The sequence below is a fragment of the Pseudomonas sp. NFXW11 genome (assembly GCF_049887815.1).
GTDB lineage: Bacteria > Pseudomonadota > Gammaproteobacteria > Pseudomonadales > Pseudomonadaceae > Aquipseudomonas.
Genome location: NZ_JAGEKI010000007.1, coordinates 189896 through 212438 on the forward strand (window position 1 = coordinate 189896; position 22543 = coordinate 212438).

Annotated in this window: 18 protein-coding genes; 8 read left to right on the forward strand and 10 right to left on the reverse strand. The window is 63.2% G+C overall.

Features of this window, described 5'->3' with window-relative positions:
- Positions 1-43 precede the first annotated feature (43 nt).
- The 5 genes from J4P02_RS13360 (at position 44) to J4P02_RS13380 (ending at position 4884) form a co-directional block, all read left to right on the forward strand.
- Positions 44-1375 (forward strand): TRZ/ATZ family hydrolase, encoded by a 1332-nt coding sequence (locus tag J4P02_RS13360; protein WP_426190916.1) that lies wholly within the window; start codon positions 44-46, stop codon positions 1373-1375.
- Positions 1376-1437: 62 nt separating this feature from the next.
- Complete coding sequence (ubiG, locus tag J4P02_RS13365) at positions 1438-2136, forward strand: bifunctional 2-polyprenyl-6-hydroxyphenol methylase/3-demethylubiquinol 3-O-methyltransferase UbiG (protein WP_022640126.1); 699 nt, start codon at positions 1438-1440, stop codon at positions 2134-2136.
- A gap of 3 nt (positions 2137-2139) precedes the next feature.
- Positions 2140-2811, forward strand: a complete 672-nt coding sequence (mupP, locus tag J4P02_RS13370; RefSeq protein WP_426190918.1) for an N-acetylmuramic acid 6-phosphate phosphatase MupP — start codon at positions 2140-2142, stop codon at positions 2809-2811.
- 36 nt (positions 2812-2847) lie between these two features.
- Entirely contained in the window at positions 2848-3588 is a 741-nt protein-coding gene (locus tag J4P02_RS13375; protein WP_426190920.1) for a YciK family oxidoreductase, read from the forward strand.
- A 369-nt stretch (positions 3589-3957) separates the two neighbouring features.
- Positions 3958-4884 carry a GGDEF domain-containing protein gene (locus J4P02_RS13380; protein WP_426190922.1) on the forward strand — a complete coding sequence of 309 codons (927 nt, stop codon included), beginning with the start codon at positions 3958-3960 and terminating at the stop codon, positions 4882-4884.
- Positions 4885-4974: 90 nt separating this feature from the next.
- On the opposite strand, the gene J4P02_RS13385 is transcribed toward J4P02_RS13380, so the two are convergent.
- From J4P02_RS13385 to J4P02_RS13415, 7 genes are all read right to left on the reverse strand, one after another.
- Positions 4975-5727 carry a TenA family transcriptional regulator gene (locus tag J4P02_RS13385; RefSeq protein ID WP_426190924.1) on the reverse strand — a complete coding sequence of 251 codons (753 nt, stop codon included), beginning with the start codon at positions 5725-5727 and terminating at the stop codon, positions 4975-4977.
- A gap of 77 nt (positions 5728-5804) precedes the next feature.
- Positions 5805-8264 carry an EAL domain-containing protein gene (locus tag J4P02_RS13390; protein WP_426190926.1) on the reverse strand — a complete coding sequence of 820 codons (2460 nt, stop codon included), beginning with the start codon at positions 8262-8264 and terminating at the stop codon, positions 5805-5807.
- 196 nt (positions 8265-8460) lie between these two features.
- Positions 8461-10245: an ABC transporter ATP-binding protein gene (locus tag J4P02_RS13395; protein WP_426191096.1), complete on the reverse strand. Its 1785-nt coding sequence runs from the start codon at positions 10243-10245 to the stop codon at positions 8461-8463.
- A gap of 28 nt (positions 10246-10273) precedes the next feature.
- Complete coding sequence (locus J4P02_RS13400; protein WP_426191098.1) at positions 10274-10876, reverse strand: DsbA family protein; 603 nt, start codon at positions 10874-10876, stop codon at positions 10274-10276.
- 36 nt (positions 10877-10912) lie between these two features.
- On the reverse strand, positions 10913-11854 hold the full coding sequence (locus J4P02_RS13405) for a rhodanese-related sulfurtransferase (RefSeq protein WP_426190928.1): 942 nt from the start codon (positions 11852-11854) through the stop codon (positions 10913-10915).
- Between the two features lie 171 nt (positions 11855-12025).
- Complete coding sequence (locus tag J4P02_RS13410) at positions 12026-12322, reverse strand: BolA family protein (RefSeq protein ID WP_426190930.1); 297 nt, start codon at positions 12320-12322, stop codon at positions 12026-12028.
- A gap of 12 nt (positions 12323-12334) precedes the next feature.
- Positions 12335-12850: a DUF2059 domain-containing protein gene (locus tag J4P02_RS13415; RefSeq protein WP_426190932.1), complete on the reverse strand. Its 516-nt coding sequence runs from the start codon at positions 12848-12850 to the stop codon at positions 12335-12337.
- A gap of 192 nt (positions 12851-13042) precedes the next feature.
- Between J4P02_RS13415 and J4P02_RS13420 the strand changes: the two genes are divergently transcribed.
- The gene (locus J4P02_RS13420; RefSeq protein ID WP_426190934.1) at positions 13043-14437 is read left to right on the forward strand and encodes a class II fumarate hydratase; all 1395 of its coding nucleotides are present in this window, start codon (positions 13043-13045) and stop codon (positions 14435-14437) included.
- 71 nt (positions 14438-14508) lie between these two features.
- Here J4P02_RS13420 and J4P02_RS13425 read toward each other — a convergent pair whose 3' ends face one another.
- The 3 genes from J4P02_RS13425 to pap all read right to left on the reverse strand — a co-directional run bounded on the left by J4P02_RS13425 (position 14509) and on the right by pap (position 18441).
- The gene (locus J4P02_RS13425) at positions 14509-15468 is read right to left on the reverse strand and encodes a DMT family transporter (protein WP_426190936.1); all 960 of its coding nucleotides are present in this window, start codon (positions 15466-15468) and stop codon (positions 14509-14511) included.
- Positions 15469-15630: 162 nt separating this feature from the next.
- Positions 15631-16815: a thiolase family protein gene (locus J4P02_RS13430; protein ID WP_426190938.1), complete on the reverse strand. Its 1185-nt coding sequence runs from the start codon at positions 16813-16815 to the stop codon at positions 15631-15633.
- A 102-nt stretch (positions 16816-16917) separates the two neighbouring features.
- Positions 16918-18441: a polyphosphate:AMP phosphotransferase gene (gene pap, locus J4P02_RS13435; RefSeq protein WP_426190940.1), complete on the reverse strand. Its 1524-nt coding sequence runs from the start codon at positions 18439-18441 to the stop codon at positions 16918-16920.
- A 147-nt stretch (positions 18442-18588) separates the two neighbouring features.
- Between pap and mnmC the strand changes: the two genes are divergently transcribed.
- Both mnmC and J4P02_RS13445 read left to right on the forward strand, forming a co-directional pair.
- On the forward strand, positions 18589-20565 hold the full coding sequence (mnmC, locus tag J4P02_RS13440; RefSeq protein WP_426190942.1) for a bifunctional tRNA (5-methylaminomethyl-2-thiouridine)(34)-methyltransferase MnmD/FAD-dependent 5-carboxymethylaminomethyl-2-thiouridine(34) oxidoreductase MnmC: 1977 nt from the start codon (positions 18589-18591) through the stop codon (positions 20563-20565).
- A gap of 203 nt (positions 20566-20768) precedes the next feature.
- Entirely contained in the window at positions 20769-22541 is a 1773-nt protein-coding gene (locus J4P02_RS13445) for an N-acetylglutaminylglutamine amidotransferase (RefSeq protein ID WP_426190944.1), read from the forward strand.
- Positions 22542-22543: the final 2 nt, after the last annotated feature.

The following is a 22543-nucleotide window of genomic DNA, read 5'->3' on the forward strand; positions in this document are numbered from 1 at the left end:
TATACTTCGCCATCTTTTAGATGAAGCCTTGGACCGATTTTCGATGCCGAACCGTGACACTGTGCTCGACCTGTTGCTGCTTCCGACCTGGCTGGTGCCGGTGGAACCGGCCGGCGTGGTGCTCAAGGAGCATGGCCTGGGCATTCGCGATGGACGCATCGCATTCCTCGGCCCACGCAGTGAAGCCCTGAAATGCCGCGCCGGTGAAGTCCGTGAACTGCCCGGCATGCTGCTCAGCCCCGGGCTGATCAATGCTCACGGGCACGCCGCCATGACCCTGTTCCGCGGCTTGGCCGACGACCTGCCACTGATGACCTGGCTGGAAAAGCATATCTGGCCGGCCGAGGCCAAGTGGGTCGACGAAGACTTCGTCCGTGACGGCACCGACCTGGCCATCGCCGAACAGCTCAAGGGCGGCATCACCTGTTTCTCTGACATGTACTTCCTGCCCAAGGTTGCCTGCGAACGTGTCCACAACAGTGGCATCCGCGCGCAGATCGCCATGCCGATCCTGGATTTCCCGATTCCCGGCGCCCATGACGCCGATGAAGCCATCCGCCAGGGCGTGGAGCTGTTCGGCGACCTCAAGCATCACCCGCGAATCAATATCGCCTTCGGCCCCCATGCGCCCTACACGGTCGGCGACCAGAATCTGGAGAAAATCCGCGTGCTGGCCGAGGAACTCGATGCCGCGATCCACATGCATGTGCATGAAACCGCCTTCGAAGTTCAGCAATCCCTGGACCAGTGCGGTGAACGCCCATTGGCGCGCCTGGCTCGGCTGGGCCTGCTGGGGCCGCGCTTCCAGGCCGTTCATATGACCCAAATCAGCGATGACGACCTGGCTTTGCTGGTAGAAACCAACACCAGCGTCATTCATTGCCCGGAGTCCAACCTGAAACTGGCCAGCGGCTTCTGCCCGGTGGAGCGCCTGTGGCAGGCCGGCGTCAACGTTGCCGTGGGCACCGATGGCGCGGCCAGCAACAACGACCTCGACCTGCTGGGGGAAACCCGCACCGCAGCGCTGCTGGCCAAGGCCGTGGCCGGTTCGGCCAGTGCCCTGGATGCTCATCGTGCGCTGCGCATGGCCACGCTGAATGGCGCCAGGGCCTTGGGCCTGGAGAGCGAAGTGGGCTCCCTGGAACTGGGCAAGGCAGCGGACCTGGCGGCCTTCGACCTCTCCGGCCTGGCCCAGCAACCGATTTACGACCCGGTGTCGCAACTGATCTACGCCAGCGGCCGCGACTGCGTGAAGCATGTCTGGGTCGCCGGCAAGCCACTGCTGGATGACGGGCGCCTGACCCGCCTGGATGAGCAACAGCTGGGCGTCATCGCCCGCGACTGGGGCCAGCGCATCGGCGGACACAGCCAATAACCCGGGCCCCGAGCACAAGCTTGAGGCCCAACAAAGAATTTCTTAGCTTTGGAGCACTACCCATGAGCAACGTCGACCACGCTGAAATCGCCAAGTTCGAAGCCCTGGCCCATCGCTGGTGGGACCGCGAGAGCGAGTTCAAGCCGCTGCACGACATCAACCCGCTGCGGGTCAACTGGATCGACGAGCGGGTTGGCCTGGCCGGCAAGAAAGTCCTCGACGTCGGTTGCGGCGGCGGCATCCTCAGTGAAGCCATGGCCCAGCGCGGCGCCACCGTGACCGGTATCGACATGGGCGAAGCACCGCTGGCCGTGGCGCAACTGCACCAACTGGAATCAGGAGTGAATGTCGAGTACCGGCAGATCACCGCCGAGGCCCTGGCCGAGGAAATGCCCGAGCAGTTCGACGTGGTCACCTGCCTGGAAATGCTCGAGCACGTGCCCGACCCATCCTCGGTCATCCGTGCCTGCTTCCGCATGGTCAAGCCCGGCGGCCAGGTGTTCTTCTCCACCATCAACCGCAACCCCAAGGCCTATCTGTTCGCCATTGTCGGCGCGGAATACATCATGAAGCTGCTGCCGCGCGGCACCCATGATTTCAAGAAATTCATCCGTCCCTCGGAACTGGGCGCCTGGAGCCGCGCCGCCGGCCTGACCGTCAAGGACATCATCGGCCTGACCTACAACCCGCTGACCAAGCACTACAAGCTGGCTGCGGACGTGGACGTCAACTACATGATCCAGACCCTGCGAGAGGAGTGAGTCATGGCTATCAGAGCCGTTCTTTTCGACATGGATGGCACCCTGCTCGACACCGCGCCGGACTTTATCGCGGTGTGCCAGGGCATGCGCCGTGATCGCGGCCTGGCGCCGATCGCCGACCAGCATATCCGCGATGAAGTCTCCGGCGGGGCCAAGGCCATGGTGGCCGTGACCTTTGCCATGGACCCGGAATCCCCGGGCTTCGAGGAACTGCGCCAGGAGTTCCTCGAGCGCTACCTCAAGCACTGCGCGGTGCACAGCAAGTTGTTCGACGGCATGGGCGAACTGCTGGCCGATATCGAAAAGGCCAACCTGATCTGGGGCGTGGTGACCAACAAGCCGCTGCGCTTCGCCGAGCCGATCATGCAGCAACTGGGCCTGAGCCAACGCTCGGCCCTGCTGATCTGCCCTGACCACGTGAAGAACAGCAAGCCCGATCCCGAGCCGCTGATCCTGGCCTGCCGCATGCTCGACCTGGACCCCTCCAGCGTGCTCTTCGTCGGTGACGATCTGCGGGATATCGAATCCGGCCGTGATGCCGGCACCCGAACCGCCGCCGTGACCTATGGCTATATCCATCCGGACGACAACCCCCGGCACTGGGGCGCCGACGTGGTGGTCGACCATCCGCTGGAACTGCGCCAGGTATTGGACAACGCACTGTGCAGCTGCTGAGCCGCTGCATCGCCCGCATTTATCTTGAGGCCCTTTATGTTTGATTATTCCGCCCGCCCCGAACTGCTCAAGGACCGGGTCATCCTGGTCACCGGCGCCGGTCGCGGCATCGGCGCCGCCGCCGCCAAGACCTTCGCCGCCCACGGCGCCACCGTGCTGCTGCTGGGCAAGACCGAAGCCAACCTGACCGAGGTCTATGACGCCATCGAGGCCGCCGGGCATCCGCAACCCGCGGTGATCCCGTTCAACCTGGAAACCGCCCTGCCCCATCAGTACGACGAGTTGGCGGCGATGATCGAGAACGAGTTCGGGCGCCTCGACGGCCTGCTGCACAACGCCTCGATCATTGGTCCGCGCACGCCGCTGGAACAGCTGTCGGGGGAGAACTTCATGCGGGTGATGCAAGTCAACGTCAACGCCATGTTCATGCTCACCAGCACCCTGCTGCCGTTGCTCAAGCTGTCCCAGGACGCCTCGGTAGTCTTCACCTCCAGCAGTGTCGGGCGCAAGGGCCGCGCTTACTGGGGCGCCTACGGCGTATCCAAGTTCGCCACCGAGGGCCTGATGCAGACCCTGGCCGACGAACTGGACACCGTGGCCCCGGTGCGCGCCAACAGCATCAACCCCGGCGCTACCCGCACCAGCATGCGGGCCCAGGCCTACCCGGGGGAAAACCCCAGCAACAACCCGACACCGGAAGAAATCATGCCGGTCTACCTGTACCTGATGGGCCCGGACAGCACTGGCATCAACGGTCAGGCCTTCGACGCGCAGTAATCCCCTCCCGTTCGTCGCGCCGGAATACCGTCGCGACGCCTCGGCAACCCCTGATCTTCACGGGTTGCAAGCCAAACAAATGTCAGTTTCGACGCCAGCATTATTTGTCTGAATTTCAAGCCATTGAATTAAAAGGCCTTTTATTCAGATCAAACGAATGGCACGAGTTTCGCTCTAAGCACAGGCAGTACGCAGTGCATTGGCACTGCGGCTGACGGCGAATGCCGAGGGCTTTAAGGCCAAAGGCGAAGCGGCATAAAATATGCGCGATTGTCCTACGGGACTGAAGGAACAGTATGACGCGCAGCTCCGAGCCGCTCTCACCCAGGCAGCAACACCGCAAACAGTGCTCAGGGGGCTCAAGCTCAGATGAAAATACCCACCCAGACCAACGCAATTGACTTCGATAGCGCCAAATTGCAACGCCTGGGCTTTGGCCAGCAGTCACCGCTGATCAAACAGCCAGTCAGCCTCGGACAATTGCGCCAGCAACTGGGCTTGCAGTTGCAGACCAGCCTTGAGCCGCAGCGCATCCTCGGCCTGTTCTTTCGCGAAGTGCAACGCCTGGTGCCCCTCGACGCCCTGCACTACCAGCACGTCCCCAGCGACCTGCGCCTGGAGTTTGGAGAACGCGGACACCACTCCATCAGCTACAGCCTGAGCCATGAAGGCGAACCCATGGGCGAGCTGGTCTTTCGCCGCAACCAGCGTTTCAGCGATACCGAACAGGGTCATCTGGAATCCTTGCTGGCCAGCCTGCTGTACCCGATGCGCAATGCCCTGCTGTACCGCACTGCTACCCGCAGCGCCCTGCGCGATCCATTGACCGATACCGGCAACCGCATCGCCATGGACCAGACCCTGCAACGGGAAATCGAAATGGCCCGGCGCCACCTGCTGCCATTGTCATTGCTGATGCTGGACATCGACCATTTCAAGCGCATCAACGACAACTACGGCCACAGCGCCGGCGATGAAGTGCTCAAGGCCGTCGCCACCTCGATCAAGGGGCAGTTGCGCAATGTGGACATGGTGTTCCGCTTTGGCGGGGAAGAATTCCTGATCCTGCTTTCCAATACCGGACGCGAAGCCGCAGCGATGGTGGGCGAACGCCTGCGCCAAGCAGCGCAAGCCAGGGACTATAGCGCCGATGGCCAGATGATCGATCTCACGGTGAGCCTGGGTTGCGCGACGCTGTTGCCTGGGGAGTCTGCCGAAAGCCTGTTGCGCCGCGCCGATAGCGCGCTGTACGTGGCCAAACGCGAAGGACGTAATCGCCTGGCCATGGCGGGATAGGCTAAGGCCTCACCTGCCCCATACGTCACGGGCAACGCCATCACCGCAAGCCGCAGCCTGCTGCAATCGAGCTGCCCGCGAAGCCCTGCCTTACCCCTCAGCCAGTGCGAGACGCTCACGGGTTACCGTGGTCTTTTCCAGTTGCATGCAGCGCTCGAGGAACAGGTACATATAGTCATAGCTCTTGCAGATGGCCTGGCGCAGCTCGGCCTGCAGCGCCTTGCTCGGATTCAATCCGGCCAGGGTGACGATGATTTCCAGCGCCTCCCAAGGGTGGGCATCATCGTACTGGGCGTGCATCTTCAGCCATTTCATGGCGCGCTTGCGCTCTTCCTCAGGAAACGACGCCGCATAGATGCCGTTGGAGCAGACCAAGGCCGACCACTCCCCCGTTGCCCCTTCGATGGCGTAGTTGGTGGCGGCGATGGCCACGATCAGTGAATCCGCCGAGCTGCTATGCCAGCACCAGTGGCTCAGGGCATGCAACTCCGGTGGCACCTGCTGGGCCTGCAGCTCTTCCAGGGTGACCCCATGGGCCTGACTCCAGTGCACCCAATAGTCGGCATGATTGAGTTCGACACGAATGTTGCGCATCAGCCAGCGGCGCGCCATATCCTCCCCAGGATGGCGGGCGAAGCGGGTCTTGGTCAGGTTCTGCGCCATGTACAGGGCGAACTGTTCGACCACCGGCCAGCCACCGATCAGGTACTGACGCATGACTTTGTCGCTGAGCTTGTTGTCCCGCATGCGCTGGTACAGCTCATGCTCCACCACACGGCGCTTGCTCTCGCTGCAATCCTGGATCAGTTGCTGAGTCCAGGCGGGGTAACTGGCAGCTTCCATGAGCGGGCCGGTTCGGCTGAATGTGTCGATCACTGTCGGGCTCCTTTTGATTGTGATGTGCGGATCCAAAAGAGGTTTCAACGGAACGTGCCGGGCGCCTTGAACAACAAAGGCTGCGGTCGCACGGGTCGACACTGCAGGCTGTCACAGGTGAACAACTGCGGACGCTCGATAACATAGCCTTGAGCATAATCCACGCCAATCTCGAGCAGGGCCTGCTCGATCTGTGGTGTTTCAACGAATTCGGCAATTGTGCGCTTACCCATGACATGCCCGATGTGGTTGATCACCTCGACCATGGCCCGGTTAATCGGGTCGTCCAGCATATCCTTTACGAAACTTCCATCGATCTTCAGGAAGTCTACAGGCAAATGTTTGAGATAAGCGAACGACGACATTCCCGCACAGAAGTCATCCAGGGAGAAGTGACAACCTAAGCCCTTGAGTTCATTTATAAAACGTATGGCACTACCGAGATTGGCAATCGCGCTGGTCTCAGTAATTTCAAAACAGATCATCTTCGGCGGCACGCCATAGGCGATGAACTGCTCGCGCAGGAAGTCGAGGAACTCATCGTCGCCTATGGTGATGCCCGACAGATTGATCGCGCACATGGCCATCGGCCCTTCCCGCCCCTCGGCAATGCACTGGGCAATGATCTTGAACACGTTCTGCACCACCCAGCGATCCAGGGCGGTCATCAGGCCATAGCGCTCGGCCGCCGGGATAAAGCTGTCCGGGAGGATCATCCTGCCAGCCTCGTCATGCAGGCGCAGCAGAATCTCCACATGCCCGCCATCTCGCTCTACATGCCCCAGGGCGGTGATCTCCTGGGCATACAGGCAGAAACGATTCTCCTCCAGGGCCATATGCAGGCGCTGCACCCAGGCCATTTCGCCAAAGCGCATGGACAGTTCCGAATCATCGGCATGGTAGACCTGCACCCGATTGCGACCTTTCTCCTTGGCCATATAGCAGGCCATGTCCGCCGCCCGCAGCGACGCCTCGAGGGTGGCCGGTGTGTGAGCCACATGCACCAGGCCGATGCTCACCGAGGTCACGAAGGGCCGACCTTTCCAGACAAAATGCAGGTTCTGCACCGTCTGCCGCAGACCTTCGGCAATCTTCTCCGCGGCTTCCGGCGAGCAATTCTCCAGCAGGATGCCGAATTCATCGCCGCCCAGCCGGGCCAGGGTATCGCCCTCACGCAGGCCCGACTGCAACAGCGCGCAGATATGCCGCAGCAGCTCGTCCCCGGCGGCATGGCCACAGGTGTCGTTGACCAGCTTGAACTGGTCCAGATCGAGGAACATCAGGGCATGCCGGGCCGGCTGGCGAACCAGGTTGTGCAGGGCCTGCTCCAGGCGGAACTCGAACTCCCGGCGATTGGCCAGGCCGGTCAGTGCGTCGTGAGTCGCCTGCCAGGACAGGTTGGCGATGTACTGGCGCTCCTGGGTCATGTCATGCAGCACCAGCACAGTGCCGCTGACCTTGCCGGCATTACGGATCGGCGCACCCACCAGGGTCACCGACACCGTGCTGCCGTCCAGGCGCTGAATCAGCTTGGAATGCTCGCTGCCGCCGCTGAGCTGACCGCTGAGAATGTGCTCGATCAGGGTGAAACCATCGGCCTGGGCATTCTCGTCCAGCAGATTGAACAGCGCCGCCAGTGGTAACCCCTGCGCCTGCTCGGCCTTCCAGCGGGTCATTTCCTCGGCCGCCGGGTTCATATAGGCGATGGCGCCCTCGACATCGGTGGTGATCACCCCATCACCGATGGACTGCAAGGTGATCTGCGCCCGCTCCTTTTCCAGTTGCAGGGCATCGGCAAAGGCATGCCGCTGGGCCAGCAGCTTGTGGGTGCGCAGCAGGGCCAGGGCAATCAGGATCAGCGCAGTGGCCAGGTTGGTCACCAGCAACAGCCGCAGGATCACCCGCGAACCTTCCCCCAAGGCATCACTGAAAGCCTTGGCCGCCGGGGTGACGCCGTCGTTGATGGCAAAGATCTGGCTCTTCCAGCGCCGCACATCGGCTTCACTGGCGCTATTGCTGCTGATTCCCTGGTGCATCTCCCGGGCCACGTTGTCCAGTTGCAGCAAATAACTGTCACCCACGGTCCAGCGGTCGATGGCCTTTTCCAAATAGCTGAAATGACGGAAGTTGAGGTACAGCCAGATCAGGCTGGAAACATCGTCCGGGTGATTGCCCCCCTTGAGGATCCCCAGGCGCGCCGCATGCAGGTCCGGCGGCTGCAGGTCCAGGGCGACCCGCAGTTCATGCCCGCCCTGGGGCACGGCAATGGCGTTCTGATACTTGAGAAAGGTGCCTTCATCACGGCTGTCGGCGTACAAATTGAGGTAGTAGATGGCGTCTTTCTGGCCTTTGGACCACAGGCTTTCACCGGCGACATAACCCCGTACCGCAGACAGCACATACAGGCTGAGGCCACCCAACAGCGCCTGGAATAACACCACGGCAATAAAGGGCCAGACGATGCCCAACAACCGCGGCGTTGCGAAAGTCCGCTTTTGCTTCATGAGGGTCCTTGCTTCAGCACTGCCAGATGATCGCCCAGTGATACCGCCTCAGACTGCACAGATTAGGCTAATTTCCGCAGGCTCGGCCGCAGCTGGATCGCCGCCGACGAGAGAACCCGCCGCCCCATAGCGCCAAAACAGCAATTGCGCCAGGAAATTCAAGCACTAAGCACAGAAAGCCGGGCAAAACTCAAGACTATCGAACCTGCTGCAAATGCCCGTAAAGCTTGGCATAGAGACCGCCATCGGCAATCAGCTGCTGATGGTCGCCATCTTCGGCAATCTGCCCGCCATCGAACACCAAAACCCGATCTGCCTGTTTTACCGCCGACAGCCGATGAGCAATGATCAGCGTAGTCCGCCCCCGCAGAAAACGCGTCAGGGCCTGGTGCAGGTTGTATTCGGTGGCAGCGTCCAGGGCCGAGGTGGCCTCATCGAGAATCACCACCTTGGGCTCGGCCAAAACCATCCGCGCAATCGCCAGGCGCTGGCGCTGGCCACCGGACAGACGCACGCCGGAACGCCCCACCACCGTATCCAGGCCTTGGGGCAAGGCCTTGACGGTGACATCCAGCTGGGCGATTTCCAGGGCCTGCCAACAGGCGCTGTCGCTGCGTTCGCGGCCCATGGTCAGGTTGGCGCGGATACTGTCGTTGAACAGCGCCGGATGCTGCAGCACCACCGCGACGTTGTCGCGCACCGTCTCCAGGCCGATTTCCTGCTGGGTTGCCCCGCCAAAGCGGATCACCCCGGTCTGTGGCGTATACAGCCCCAGCAACAGCTGCACCAGGGTGCTCTTGCCGCCGCCACTGGCGCCGACTATGGCCACCTTCTCGCCGGGAGCGATGGACAGGTTGAGGTTGTCCAGGACCCGCTCATCGGCATAACCGAAGCTCAGGCCACGAACCTCGATACCCACGGTCTCCCGCCCCTGGAACGGGTCCACGCCGCCGCTGTACTGCGGCTCGTCGGCCCGCGCCAGCAACTCGTTGATCCGCGTCAGGGCGCCGCCGGCGGCGTAGTAGGCGTACTGCAGATTGAGCAACTGCTCCACCGGCCCGATCATGAACCACAGGTAGCTGAACACCGCCAGCATCTGGCCGATGGACAGGTCGGAGAACAGCACGGTAAGCATCGCTGCGGCGCGGAAAATATCGATGCCGAACTGGAACAGCAAGCCGCTGGCCCGGCCCGAGGCATCGCTTTTCCACTGCGAAGCCACGGCATAATCCCGTACCTCTTCGGCCCGCAGGCCAAGACGCCCGAGAAAAAAGCCCTGGCGATTGCCGGCACGGACTTCCTGGATCGCCTCCAGGGTTTCCGTAAGGGCCTGGGTGAAGCGCGAAGTGCTGTCGTTTTCCAGCTTTTTCAGGTGCTTGACCCGCTTGCCCAACTGCACCGTGGCAAAGATCACCAGGGGATTGAACAGCAGGATCAGCAACGCCAGCTTCCAGTGCATCCACATCAGGATGCCAGCGGTACCCACCAGGGTCAGCATGGCCACCAGGAAACGACTGAGGGTTTCGCCGACGAACTTGTCCACCGTATCCAGATCGGTGACCAGGTGGGTGGTGACCGTGCCGCCCCCCAGGCTTTCGTATTCCCCCAGGGAAATGCGCTTGAGCCGCTCGATCAGGCGCACGCGAATACGGTAGACGATGTCCTTGGCCAACCCTGCGAACAGCCGCGCCTGGACCACGTTGAACACCAGGGCCGAGCAACGCAGGATCAGCGTCACCATGAGCATCAGCCCGATATAGCCAGCGGCGCTCTGCCAGCCCTGGGGCAAGAAGCGGTTCATCACCTGCAGCGCGGCATCGCCATGACCCAGCAACACCTCATCCACCAGCAAGGGCAGCAGCAGTGGAATCGGCACGCTGCACAGGGTCGCCAGCACGGCCACGCCGTTGGCGATCCACAGTGATTTCTTGTGCTGCAGCGCCAGGCGACGGATTTCCCCCCAGCTCAAACGATCGACGATTTTGCCAGGAGCCCTTGAATCCACCGAATCAGGCACAGGCCGCGCGCTCCAGCCAGCGCCCCAGCAATGCTGACAACTCGCCCAGCGGCTGATAGCCGTTGGTCAGCAGCGCCAACTGGCCGTTGCGCTCGGCCAGCAAGGTAGGAAAACCGGCAATACCCAGATCCTGGACCCAGGTGAAGTCTGCCGCGGTGGCCGCATGCTGCTCGGCGCGGTCGAAGGCTTCGGCAAATTCGATGCGTGGCACCCCGGCCCGCTCCGCCAACTCCACCAGCACGCTGGCCAGGGTGACGTCGCGGCCTTCGACATAGAAGGCCTGCTGAATCAGTCCCAACAGCTTCCAGGCGCAGTCCGGCGCCAACCCGCGGGCGGTGACAATCGCCCGGCAAGCCGGCTCGGTGTCGTAGACGAAACCATCGGGCAAGGCACCTTCAAAGCTGAAGGGTTGGCCGGTGGCCTGCTGCACCGCCTGCCAATGCTCAAGGATGTAGCGCCGGGTATTGGGTTCCAGCGCCGCACCGCTGCCGGTGCGCAAGCCGCCCACCACCAGGTGCAGTTCCACCCCGGCGGCCTGGGCCTGCTCTGCCAGGGCCTGGGCCACCGGCGCAAAACCCCAGCACCATGAACACATCGGGTCCATCACATAGAGCAGGCGGGCAGACATGACTCAAGCCTCGGAAGATGTTTGCTTGTAGTTGTAACCAATCGGGTGCGGCTGGTTGCGGGCCTTGGCCAACTCGATCTGCTTCTGCCGGTCGATGGCGCTGCGGCGAGTCTTCTCGCTCAGGGTGTCCCAGCAATGCGGGCAGCTGATGCCCGGCACATAGTGCTCGCTGGCCCGCTCCTCGACGCTTACCGGAGTACGACAGGCATGACATTGATCGTAGTCGCCTTCGCTCAGGTCGTGGCGCACCGTCACCCGATTATCGAAGACGAAACAGTCGCCCTGCCATTTGCTTTGCTCTTGTGGCACTTCCTCGAGGTACTTGAGAATTCCGCCCTTGAGGTGGAACACCTCTTCGAAGCCTTCGCCCAGCATGTAGCTCGAGGCTTTCTCGCAACGGATACCGCCGGTGCAGAACATCGCCACTTTCTTGTGCTTGCTGGGATCGAAGTTGGCCTTGATGTAGTCGGGGAACTCACGAAAGCTCGTGGTCTTCGGATCGATGGCGCCCTCGAAGGTGCCGATCGACACTTCGTAGTCGTTGCGGGTATCGATCAGCAGCACTTCCGGGTCGTTGATCAGGGCGTTCCAATCTTGAGGCTCGACGTAGGTGCCGACCTTCTTGTTGGGGTCCACGCCCGGCACGCCCAGGGTGACGATCTCTTTCTTCAGCTTGACCTTGGTGCGGTAGAACGGCTGCTCGTCGCAGTAGGACTCCTTGTGATCGATATCGATCATCCGCGGGTCGTTCCTGAGCCAGGCCAGCAGCCCGTCAATGCCTTCGCGGCTGCCGGAAACCGTACCGTTGATGCCTTCTTCGGCAATCAGCAGGGTGCCCTTGATGCCATTGTCGAGCATCGCCTGCAACAGGGGCTCGCGCAGGCTGGGGTAATCTTCGAGGGTGACGAACTTGTACAGTGCCGCCACGACAATAGGTTGTGTCATGGTTAATCTCCAGGTGGCTACCCTCGCAAAGGGTGAACCGGATGCAAAAAAAAACGCGCCGGCATGCGCGGCGCGTTGCATATTCTAACAGCAAGCCAGGGCCAAGCTCCAAGCGGCAAATTACAAGCCCGGCCAGGCTTGCCGCTTGCCACTCAGCACTTGCAGCTCGGCTTAGTGACTGCCCCCGGCGCAGGTCGGCGAGGCCGGGGCCGCGCCGATCTTCAACCACTCCTCGGGTGTATAGGTGTGCAGGGCCAAGGCATGGAACTGGCCCATCAGCTCACCCAGGGTGGCGTAGACCTTCTGATGGCGCTTGACGCTGTTGAGGCCGGCAAACTGCTCGCTGACCAGTACCGCCTTGAAGTGGGTTTCCAGGCCACGGCTGTGCATGTGGCTTTCATCCAGCACTTGCAGGTGCTCGGGCTGCAGTGCCCCCAGCGCCGTTTCGATACGTTGTTGCATGGTCATCACGGGCTCCGCTTACTTCTTCTTCGCTGGCGCGGCCTTGGGCTCGAGCTCGGCGGTCATGTCGGCCAGCAGCTTGTTCACCACCGGCACTGCGCTTTCCAGCTTGGCCTGGGTCATCTGGGCCGATTGCTGGGTCAGCTGGGGCATTTTCTCCAGGACTTTCTTACCCAGTGGCGACTGATAGAAAGCCACCAGTTCCTTGAGCTCGGACTCACTGAAGTTGCTGGTGTAGAGCTTGACCATGTCCGGCTTCAGCTTGTTCCAGCCAATGGCCTGGTCCAGGGCGGCGTTGGCCTTGGCCTGGTAGGTTTCCAGCAAGGCACGCTTGGACTCGGGCGCCTTGGTCTGCTCGAAGCGTTGGGCGAACATTTGCTGAACTTGCATGTACACCGGGGTACCGAGCTTGTCTGCGTGAGCCAGGGTCAGGAAGGACTCGGCACTGGCGTTGTGGCTGGCGGTATCGGCAAGAACCTGGCCGCTGGCACACACCAGAGCAACCGCGGTACAGATGGCACGAAGACGGGTCATCGAGTTTCCTTTATCTAGCAGGCGAGGTAGAACCCCAAGGGCGCCCATTCTGCGCCTATTGCTCGGCGTCCCTCAACCCCACTGCCGACGCCCTGCAGTTTGCCGGAAGCCTGCACGGAAAAACCTCCGCTACGGAACCCGAGCCGCCAATCAGGGCCTAAACTGGCCAGTCAGACTTGGAGGATCGCCACGATGAATCGAATCGAAACCGACAGCCTGGGCCAGGTGCAAGTCCCGCAAGAGGCCTATTGGGGGGCGCAGACCCAGCGTTCGCTGGTCAATTTCGCCATCGGCAACGAGCGCATGCCGCTGTCGGTGCTGCATGCCCTGGCGCTGATCAAGAAAGCCGCGGCCCGGGTCAACGATCGCAATGGCGATGTGCCGGCCGATATCGCCCGGCTGATCGAACAAGCCGCCGACGAAGTGCTGGCTGGCCAGCATGACGACCAGTTTCCCCTGGTGGTGTGGCAGACCGGCAGCGGCACCCAGAGCAATATGAACGTCAACGAGGTGCTGGCCGGGCGGGCCAACGAGCTGGCGGGCAATCCTCGGGGCGGCAAGAGCCCGGTGCACCCCAACGACCACGTCAACCGCTCGCAAAGCTCCAACGACTGCTTCCCCACGGCCATGCATATCGCCGCCGCCCAGGCCGTGCAATTCCAGTTGCTGCCGGCGATCACCGAACTGTCCGGCGGCCTGGCCGAACTCTCGGCGCGCAACATGAAACTGGTGAAGACCGGACGCACCCACATGATGGATGCCACCCCCATCACCTTCGGCCAGGAAATCTCGGCCTTTATCGCCCAGCTCGGTTACGCCGAACGAGCCATCCGCAGCGCCCTGCCGGCCGTCTGCGAACTGGCCCAGGGCGGCACCGCGGTGGGCACCGGCCTCAACTCGCCCCATGGTTTCGGCGAGGCCATCGCCGCCGAGCTGGCGGCGCTGTCGGGCCTGCCCTTCGTCACCGCCCCCAACAAGTTCGCCGCCCTGGCCGGCCACGAGCCGCTGACCACCTTGTCCGGAGCCCTGAAAACCCTCGCCGTGTGCCTGATGAAAATCGCCAACGACCTGCGACTGCTGGGCTCCGGCCCGCGTGCCGGGCTGGCGGAAATCAAGCTGCCGGCCAACGAGCCCGGCAGCTCGATCATGCCCGGCAAGGTCAACCCGACCCAGTGCGAGGCCCTGTCGATGCTGGCCTGCCAGGTCATGGGCAACGACGCGGCGATCGGCTTTGCCGCCAGCCAGGGGCACTTGCAGTTGAACGTGTTCAAGCCGGTGATCATTCACAACCTGCTGCAATCGATCCGCCTGTTGGCCGATGGCTGCAGCAACTTCCAGCAGCATTGCATTGCCGGGCTCGAAGCCGATCCACAGCAAATGGCCGCGCACCTGGAGCGGGGCCTGATGCTGGTGACCGCGCTCAACACCCATATCGGCTATGACAAGGCCGCCGAGATCGCCAAGAAGGCTTATGCCGAGAACCTGACCTTGCGCGAAGCGGCGTTGCAACTGGGCTACCTCACCGACGAACAGTTCGATGCCTGGGTGCGACCGGAAAACATGCTCGAGGCCGGCAAACAGGGCTAGGAAGCCAGGGCATCAGCGGCAAGCCGTCCCCAGGACCAGATACCCTTCCCGGGGCCGGCTCGCCAGGCCGTCTACCTGGCAGCCATGCGCTGGCGTCGAGCCCGTAACCCTGCCATCAACGATGGCCCCAGGGCAGTCAACGCCGAACCCAGCACCACCAGCAGCGCGCCGCTATAACCCAGGCCATTGATCTGTTCGGCATGCACGTATTCCGGCCAGGCCCAGGCCGCCCAAGCCACCGCGGCAAAGGTCACCAGGGGCGTGATCGCCAGGGTCGCGCTGACCCGTGATGCCTCCCAATGGGCCAGGGCCTCGGCAAATGCCCCGTAGGCAATCAGGGTGTTGAGGCAACAGGCGAGCAATAGCCAGCCCTGCAACGGGTTCAACTCCAGGGCCTCGAGCGGATGCGCCCAGGGCGTCAGCAACAGCGCGCAGAACAGGTAGATCACCATCATCACCTGCAGGGAATTCCACACACTCAGCAGCTGCTTCTGACCCAGGGCATAGAAGGTCCAGACCGCCGACGCCGCGAGAATGGTCAGGACTCCGGCGGTGTAGTCACTCAGCGAGGTCAGAAGCTCGCTCAGGCGCTGATTGAAAAACAGCCCGAAACCTATCAGCAGCACCAGCAGGCCCAGCCCCTGCCCCAGACTGAAGCGCTCCTTGAACACGAACACGCTGGCGATCAGCAACAGGATCGGGCCCATCTGCACCACCAGTTGCGCGGTGCCCGGGCTCAGCAGGTTCAAGCCAATCAGGTACAGCACATAGTTGCCCACCAGGCCGGCGACCGCGATCGGCACCAGCCACACCCCCCGGGGCCCGAGCAGGCGCCAGCGCGGCAAGCGGCGCACCGCCGCCAGGTAGATCAACAGGCAGCCGCCGGACACCAGCAGACGAAACCAGGTCACGGTCACCGGGTCCATCACCGTCAGTACTTGCTTGAGCTTGATAGGCAGGATGCCCCACAACAACGCGGTGAGTAAGGCGAGGAACAGGCCATAAACCCAGCGGCCAGACGAAACGTGCATGCGAACCCCACAAAGCCCTACGAGCAGGGTTCGCATTCTATGCCTGTGCCGAAAGCCGACACAGGGACAGTTTGCAGCAAAGCGCAATCAGGATTGTGCAGGTCGCAAACACACTCGGGCCGACTTCATTGGAAGCCGGCCCGAGGGCAAGTTGCCAGGACGTTAGCGCACCGCCTCGAACAGCCCGGAGGCACCCATGCCGCCCCCCACGCACATGGTGACGATGCCGTAGCGCAGGTTGCGCCGCTGCAACTCGCGCACCAGGTGCCCGACCTGCCGCGAACCGGTCATGCCAAAGGGATGGCCAATGGAGATCGAGCCACCGTTGACGTTGTACTTGGCATTGTCGATCTGCAGCCGGTCACGGGCGTACAGGCACTGGGAGGCGAATGCCTCGTTGAGCTCCCACAGGTCGATGTCATTCACCGTCAGCCCCTTGGCCTTGAGCAGCTTGGGCACCGAAAAGACTGGGCCGATGCCCATTTCATCCGGCTCGCAACCGGCCACGGTAAAGCCGCGGAACAACGCCTTGGGCTTGAGCCCCAGGGCCAGGGCCCGCTCCAGGCTCATCACCAGGGTCATGGACGCACCATCGGACAGCTGCGAGGAGTTGCCCGCAGTCACCGAACCATCCTCGGCAAACACCGGTTTCAACGCCGCCAGGTTTTCCAGGGTGGTGTCCGGGCGGTTGCAGTCATCACGATCCACCACGCCGTCGAGAATCTGCACCTGCCCCGTGTTCTTGTCCTCGACCCGGTACTGCACCGCCATCGGCACGATCTCGTCGGCGAACAGCCCCGCCGCCTGGGCCTGGGCCGTGCGCTGCTGGCTTTGCAGGGAATACAGGTCCTGGGCCTCGCGACTGACGCCGTAGCGCCGGGCCACCACTTCGGCGGTCTGGCCCATGGGGAAATAGATGCCCGGCACCTGCTCCTTGAGCAACGGGTTGATCAGGTTCTCGGTGTTGACGCTCTTCATGGTCAGGCTGATGGACTCGACGCCCCCGGCGACGATGATATCGCTGCACCCGGAGGCAATCTGGTTGGCGGCGATGGCGATGGCCTGCAGCCCCGAAGAACAGAAACGATTGAGGGTCATGCCCGCGGTGCCAGTGCCCAGGGCCGAGAGCACCGCCACATTGCGACCGATATTGAAGCCCTGGGCACCTTCATTGGAGCCGGCGCCGACGATGCAGTCCTCGACGCTGGCCGGGTCGATGCCGTTGCGCTGGAGCAAGGCATTGACGCAGTGAGCGGCCATGTCATCGGGGCGGGTCTGGTTGAACTTGCCGCGAAAGGACTTGGCCAGGCCTGTTCGTACGCTGTCGACTATCACCACTTCACGCATGACGCACCTCATTGTTGTTGTCGGCTGAAAGAGCCTCGAGCATAGATCCCTGGCCTTCCCCGCCGCGACAATCATTCATTGGGCGTATGCGCGGCCATCGGCCTACTTCTTGTCCTTCTTGAGCTTCTTGTCGTGCTTGTCGCAGCGCTCGAAGGCGGTTTCCAGGGCGCGGTTGATGGTGCGCAAGACCTTGACCCGGGCCCAGCGCTTGTCATTGGCTTCCACCAGGGTCCAGGGCGCCACTTCGGTGCTGGTGCGATCCACCATATCGCCCACGGCGGCGCGGTAGTCGTCCCACTTGTCGCGGTTGCGCCAGTCGTCCTCGGTGATCTTGAAGCGCTTGAAGGGGATTTCCTCCCGGGCCTGGAAGCGCTCCAGCTGGGTGTCCTTGTCGATGGCCAGCCAGAACTTCACTACGATCACCCGGGCATCGGCCATCTGCTCCTCGAAGTCGTTGATCTCGCTGTAGGCCCGCAGCCAGTCGGCCGGGCTGCAAAAGCCCTCGACCCGCTCCACCAGCACTCGGCCATACCAGGAACGGTCGAAGATGGTGAACTTGCCCCGCGCCGGGATCTGCCGCCAGAAGCGCCACAGATAGGGCTGCGCACGCTCGTCCTCGGAGGGCGCGGCGATCGGCACGATGCTGTACTGACGTGGGTCCAGCGCCGCTGCGACCCGGCGGATGGCGCCGCCCTTGCCGGCCGCATCATTGCCCTCGAACACCGCCACCAGGGCATGCCGGCGCATGCGCTTGTCGCGCAGCAAGCCGGCCAGGCGCGCCTGCTCAGTGATCAGCTGTTCCTCGTAGTCGTCCTTGTCCAGGTGCTGGGTCATGTCCAGGCTGTCCAACAGGCTGAGCTGATCCACCGCCGGCGGCAGCGGCGCGACATTGGTCTGCGCCGGTTTGAGCGGCATGCGTGCCAGGGCGCTTTGCAGCCCTTCCAGAAGAATCCGTCCCACGGTCAGGCTGCGGTAATGCGGGTCGACCCCTTCGATCACATGCCAAGGCGCATAGTCGCGGCTGGTACGCCGCAGCACCCGCTCGCCGTATTTGACGAACTTGTCGTAAGTCTCCGATTGCTGCCAGTCCAGCGGGCTGATGCGCCAGCTGTGCAGTGGATCGTCCTGCAGGGCCTTGAGGCGATCCTTCATCTGCTTCTTGGACAGGTGGAACCAGAACTTGAAGATCAACGCGCCCTCATCGCAGAGCATCTTCTCCAGGCGTTCGGCGCCATTGATTGCCTGGTCCAGGCGCGGGTCCTTGATCTCGCCATGCACCCGGCCCTGGAGCATCTGGCTGTACCAGTTGCCGAAAAACACCCCCATGCGGCCCTTGGCCGGGAGCATGCGCCAATAGCGCCAGGCCGGTGGCCGCGACAGTTCCTCGTCGGTCTGCTGGTCGAAGGTGCGCACTTCGATCAGCCGCGGGTCCATCCATTCGTTGAGCAGCTTGACCGTCTCGCCCTTGCCCGCGCCCTCGATGCCGTTGATCAGCACAATCACCGGAAACTTGGCCTTCTGGCGCAGCTCGAACTGTGCCTCGAGCAACGCCTCGCGCAAGGCCGGCACTTCAGCGTCGTAGGTTTCTTTATCGATGGCGTGACCGATTTCAGCGGATTCGAACATGGGCGACTCCCTTCCAAGAATTTTCCAAGACTAGCGGATCGACTTCGCCGGTGGAAAACAAATCCCGAAGCCGCCCGGGCTTGCCATGGATCAAGCGCAAGCCCGGCGATCGGCTAGAATGGCCGCCTTGCGCCAAACGAGCCGAACATGACACCTGAACTGCCCCACGCCCAGCTTGACTGGGACGACCAGGGACGCCCGCGCTCGCGGGTGTTCGACGATGTGTACTTTTCCAGCGAGTCGGGCCTGGACGAAACCCGCCATGTGTTTATCGAGCAGAACCGCCTGCGCGAGCGTTTTACCGCACTGAACCCTGGCGAACGCTTTGTCATCGGCGAAACCGGCTTCGGTACCGGGCTGAACTTCCTCTGTGCCTGGCAGCTGTTCCGCCAGCAGGCGCCCCTGGGCGCGCGGCTGCATTTCGTCAGCGTGGAAAAATACCCCCTGAGCCCCGCCGATCTGCACCGGGCCCTGGCCCTGTGGCCGGAACTGGCCGAGCTGGCCGAGCCGCTGCTGGAGCAGTACCTGGCCATTCACCAGGGCTTCCAGCGCATCGTCCTCGACGGCGGCCGAGTCTGTCTGACCCTGCTGATCGGTGATGCACTGGAGCAGTTACCGCAACTGGATGCACAGATCGACGCCTGGTTCCTCGACGGTTTCGCCCCCTCGAAAAACCCCGAGATGTGGACCGCCGAGCTGTTCGCCGAACTGGCCCGCCTGGCCGCGCCGGGCTCCAGCATCAGCACCTTCACCAGCACCGGCTGGGTAAGGCGCCTGCTCAATGGCGCCGGCTTCAAGATGAAACGCACCCCGGGCATCGGCCATAAATGGGAGGTACTGCGCGGCGAGTTCCTCGGCTGGCCCGAGGGCAGCCCGGCGCCGGTCGGGGCCAAGCCCTGGTTCGCCCGCCCTACTGCCCAGGCCAGAACCGCCCTGGTGATCGGCGGCGGCCTGGCCGGTTGCTCCAGCGCCGCCAGCCTGGCGGCACGGGGCTGGCAGGTGCAATTGCTGGAACGCCACGGGCAACTGGCCCAGGAAGCCTCGGGCAACCCACAGGGCGTGCTCTACCTCAAACTGTCGGCCCATGGCACTGCGCTGTCGCAGATGATTCTCAGCGGTTTCGGCTACACCCGGCGCCAATTGCAGCACCTGCAAAGGGGCCTGGACTGGGACGGCTGCGGAGTACTGCAACTGGCCTTCAACGCCAAGGAAGCCGAGCGTCAGGCGCAACTGGCCGCGGCCTTCCCCGCCGACCTGCTGCAGGTGCTGGACCAGCCGTCCGCACAGGCCCGGGCGGGCATCGGCCTGGAGCACGGCGGGCTGTTCTATCCCGAAGGCGGCTGGGTGCATCCGCCAGCCCTGTGTCAATGGCAAGCCAGCCATCCACAGATCAAGCTGCTGATGCACCGGGAGGTGTTGGAACTGCGCCGGGTCGATGGCCAGTGGCAGGCCTGGGACGGCGAGCGCCTGCTGGCCAGCGCCGCCGTGGTGATACTTGCCGGTGCCGCCGAAATCCAGCGTTTCCCGGCCAGCGCCGAGCTGCCCCTCAAGCGTATCCGTGGGCAGATCACCCGCCTGCCGCAAACCCCAAGCAGCCAGAGCCTGGCCACGGTGGTCTGCGCCGAAGGCTACGTGGCCCCACCACGCCTGGGGGAACACACCCTGGGCGCCAGCTTCGACTTCAAGAGCCAGGACCTGGCCCCGACCCCTGCGGAACATGCCGGCAACCTGCAGATGCTGCAGGAAATCTCCAGCGACCTGGTGCAACGCCTGAACGCCGAGCAACTGCCCTTGGACAGCCTGCAAGGACGTGCCGCCTTCCGTTGCACCAGCCCCGACTACCTGCCGATCGTCGGCCCCCTGGCGGACCCGGCCGCCTTCGCCGAAACCTACGCCGCCCTGGGCAAGGACGCGCGCCAAGTGCCGGACCTGCCCTGCCCCTGGCTCGATGGCCTGTACATCAACAGTGGCCATGGTTCCCGCGGCCTGATCACCGCGCCGCTGTCGGGCGAGTTGCTGGCCGCCTGGCTGGAAAACGAGCCGCTGCCGCTGCCCAGAAGCGTGGCCGAGGCCTGCCATCCGAACCGCTTTGCCCTGCGCCGCCTGATTCGCGGCAAGGTCTGAAACAGAGCGCCGGCGGCCTGCCCTGAAGGCCGTCGGCGCCTCACCAGGCGCCCGTCGATTCTGCGCTGGCAGTCCAAGCCCAACAGCCGGCTTATAACCTATCGATCTAAAACTCCCGAGTTATGCACGGGTCAGTTTCCAGGTAGGCGCCCTTGAGGTGCCTGCGAATTGACCCTCCCCAACGGAAAAACCGGTAAGGAACTATGTGCGGATTAGCTGGAGAATTACGTTTCGATCATCAACCCGCCAACCTGGCAGCGGTTGAACGCATCACCCATCACTTGGCCCCTCGCGGCCCCGACGCCTGGGGCTTTTTCAGCCAGGGGCCGATCGCCCTGGGCCATCGACGCCTGAAGATCATGGACCTGTCGGATGGCTCGGCGCAGCCAATGATCGACAGCCAACTGGGCCTGTCCCTGGCCTTCAACGGTGCGATCTACAACTTCCCCGAACTGCGGGCCGAACTGGAAGCCCAGGGCTATGCCTTCCATTCCAGTGGCGATACCGAGGTGCTGCTCAAGGGCTATCACGCCTGGGGCGCCGACCTGCTGCCCAGGCTCAACGGCATGTTCGCCTTGGCCATCTGGGAGCGCGATGCCCAGCGCCTGTTCATCGCCCGCGACCGCCTCGGGGTCAAGCCGCTATACCTGTCGCGCAGCGGCCAGCGCCTGCGCTTTGCATCGAGCCTGCCGGCCTTGCTCAAGGGCGGTGACATCAACCCGCTGCTGGACCCGGTGGCGCTCAACCACTACCTGAACTTCCACGCCGTGGTCCCGGCGCCACGGACCTTGCTGGCGGGCGTGGAAAAACTGCCACCGGCCACCTGGATGCGCATCGAGGCCGACGGCCGCAGCGAGCAGCAGACCTGGTGGACCCTGCCCTACGGCCCCCGCGCCGACGAAACCAGGCTGACCCTGGAAGACTGGCGCGACCGAGTGCTCGACAGCACCCGCGAGGCGGTGGCCATCAGGCAACGGGCGGCGGTGGATGTGGGCGTGCTGCTTTCCGGCGGTGTGGACTCCAGCCTGCTGGTGGGGCTGCTGCGGGAAGTCGGCGTGGAGCAGCTGTCGACCTTCTCCATCGGCTTCGAGGATGCCGGCGGCGAACGCGGCGACGAGTTCCAGTATTCGGATCTGATCGCCCGCCACTACGGCACCCAGCATCACCAATTGCGCATCGACGAGGGTGAGATCATCGAGCAGTTGCCCGCGGCCTTTCGCGCCATGAGCGAGCCGATGGTCAGCCACGACTGCATCGCCTTCTACCTGCTGTCCCGGGAAGTGGCCAAGCATTGCAAGGTGGTGCAAAGCGGCCAGGGCGCCGATGAACTGTTCGCCGGCTATCACTGGTACCCACAGGTGGACGGTGCCAACGACCCTTACGCGGCTTACCGCAATGCCTTCTTCGACCGCAGCTACGACGACTACGCCGCTACCGTGCAACCGCAATGGCTGGTCGCCAACGATGCCGCCGGCGACTTCGTTCGCGAACATTTCGCCCAGCCCGGCGCCACTGCGCCTGTGGATAAGGCCCTGCGCCTGGACAGCACGGTGATGCTGGTGGATGACCCGGTCAAGCGCGTGGACAACATGACCATGGCCTGGGGCCTGGAAGCCCGCACACCCTTTCTCGACTACCGCCTGGTGGAGCTATCGGCCCGGGTGCCGGCACGCTTCAAGCTGCCGGACGGCGGCAAGCAGGTGCTCAAGGAAGCCGCACGGCAGGTGATCCCCAGCGCGGTGATCGACCGCAAGAAAGGCTACTTCCCGGTGCCGGGCCTCAAGCACTTGCAGGGCGCCACCCTGGATTGGGTGCGTGAACTGCTGCTGGACCCAAGCCAGGATCGCGGCCTGTTCAACCCGGCCATGCTCGACCGCCTGCTGAGCGATCCCCAGGGCCAGCTGACGCCCCTGCGCGGCTCCAAGCTGTGGCAGTTGGCAGCCCTGAACCTGTGGCTCAGCGAACAAGGAATCTGACC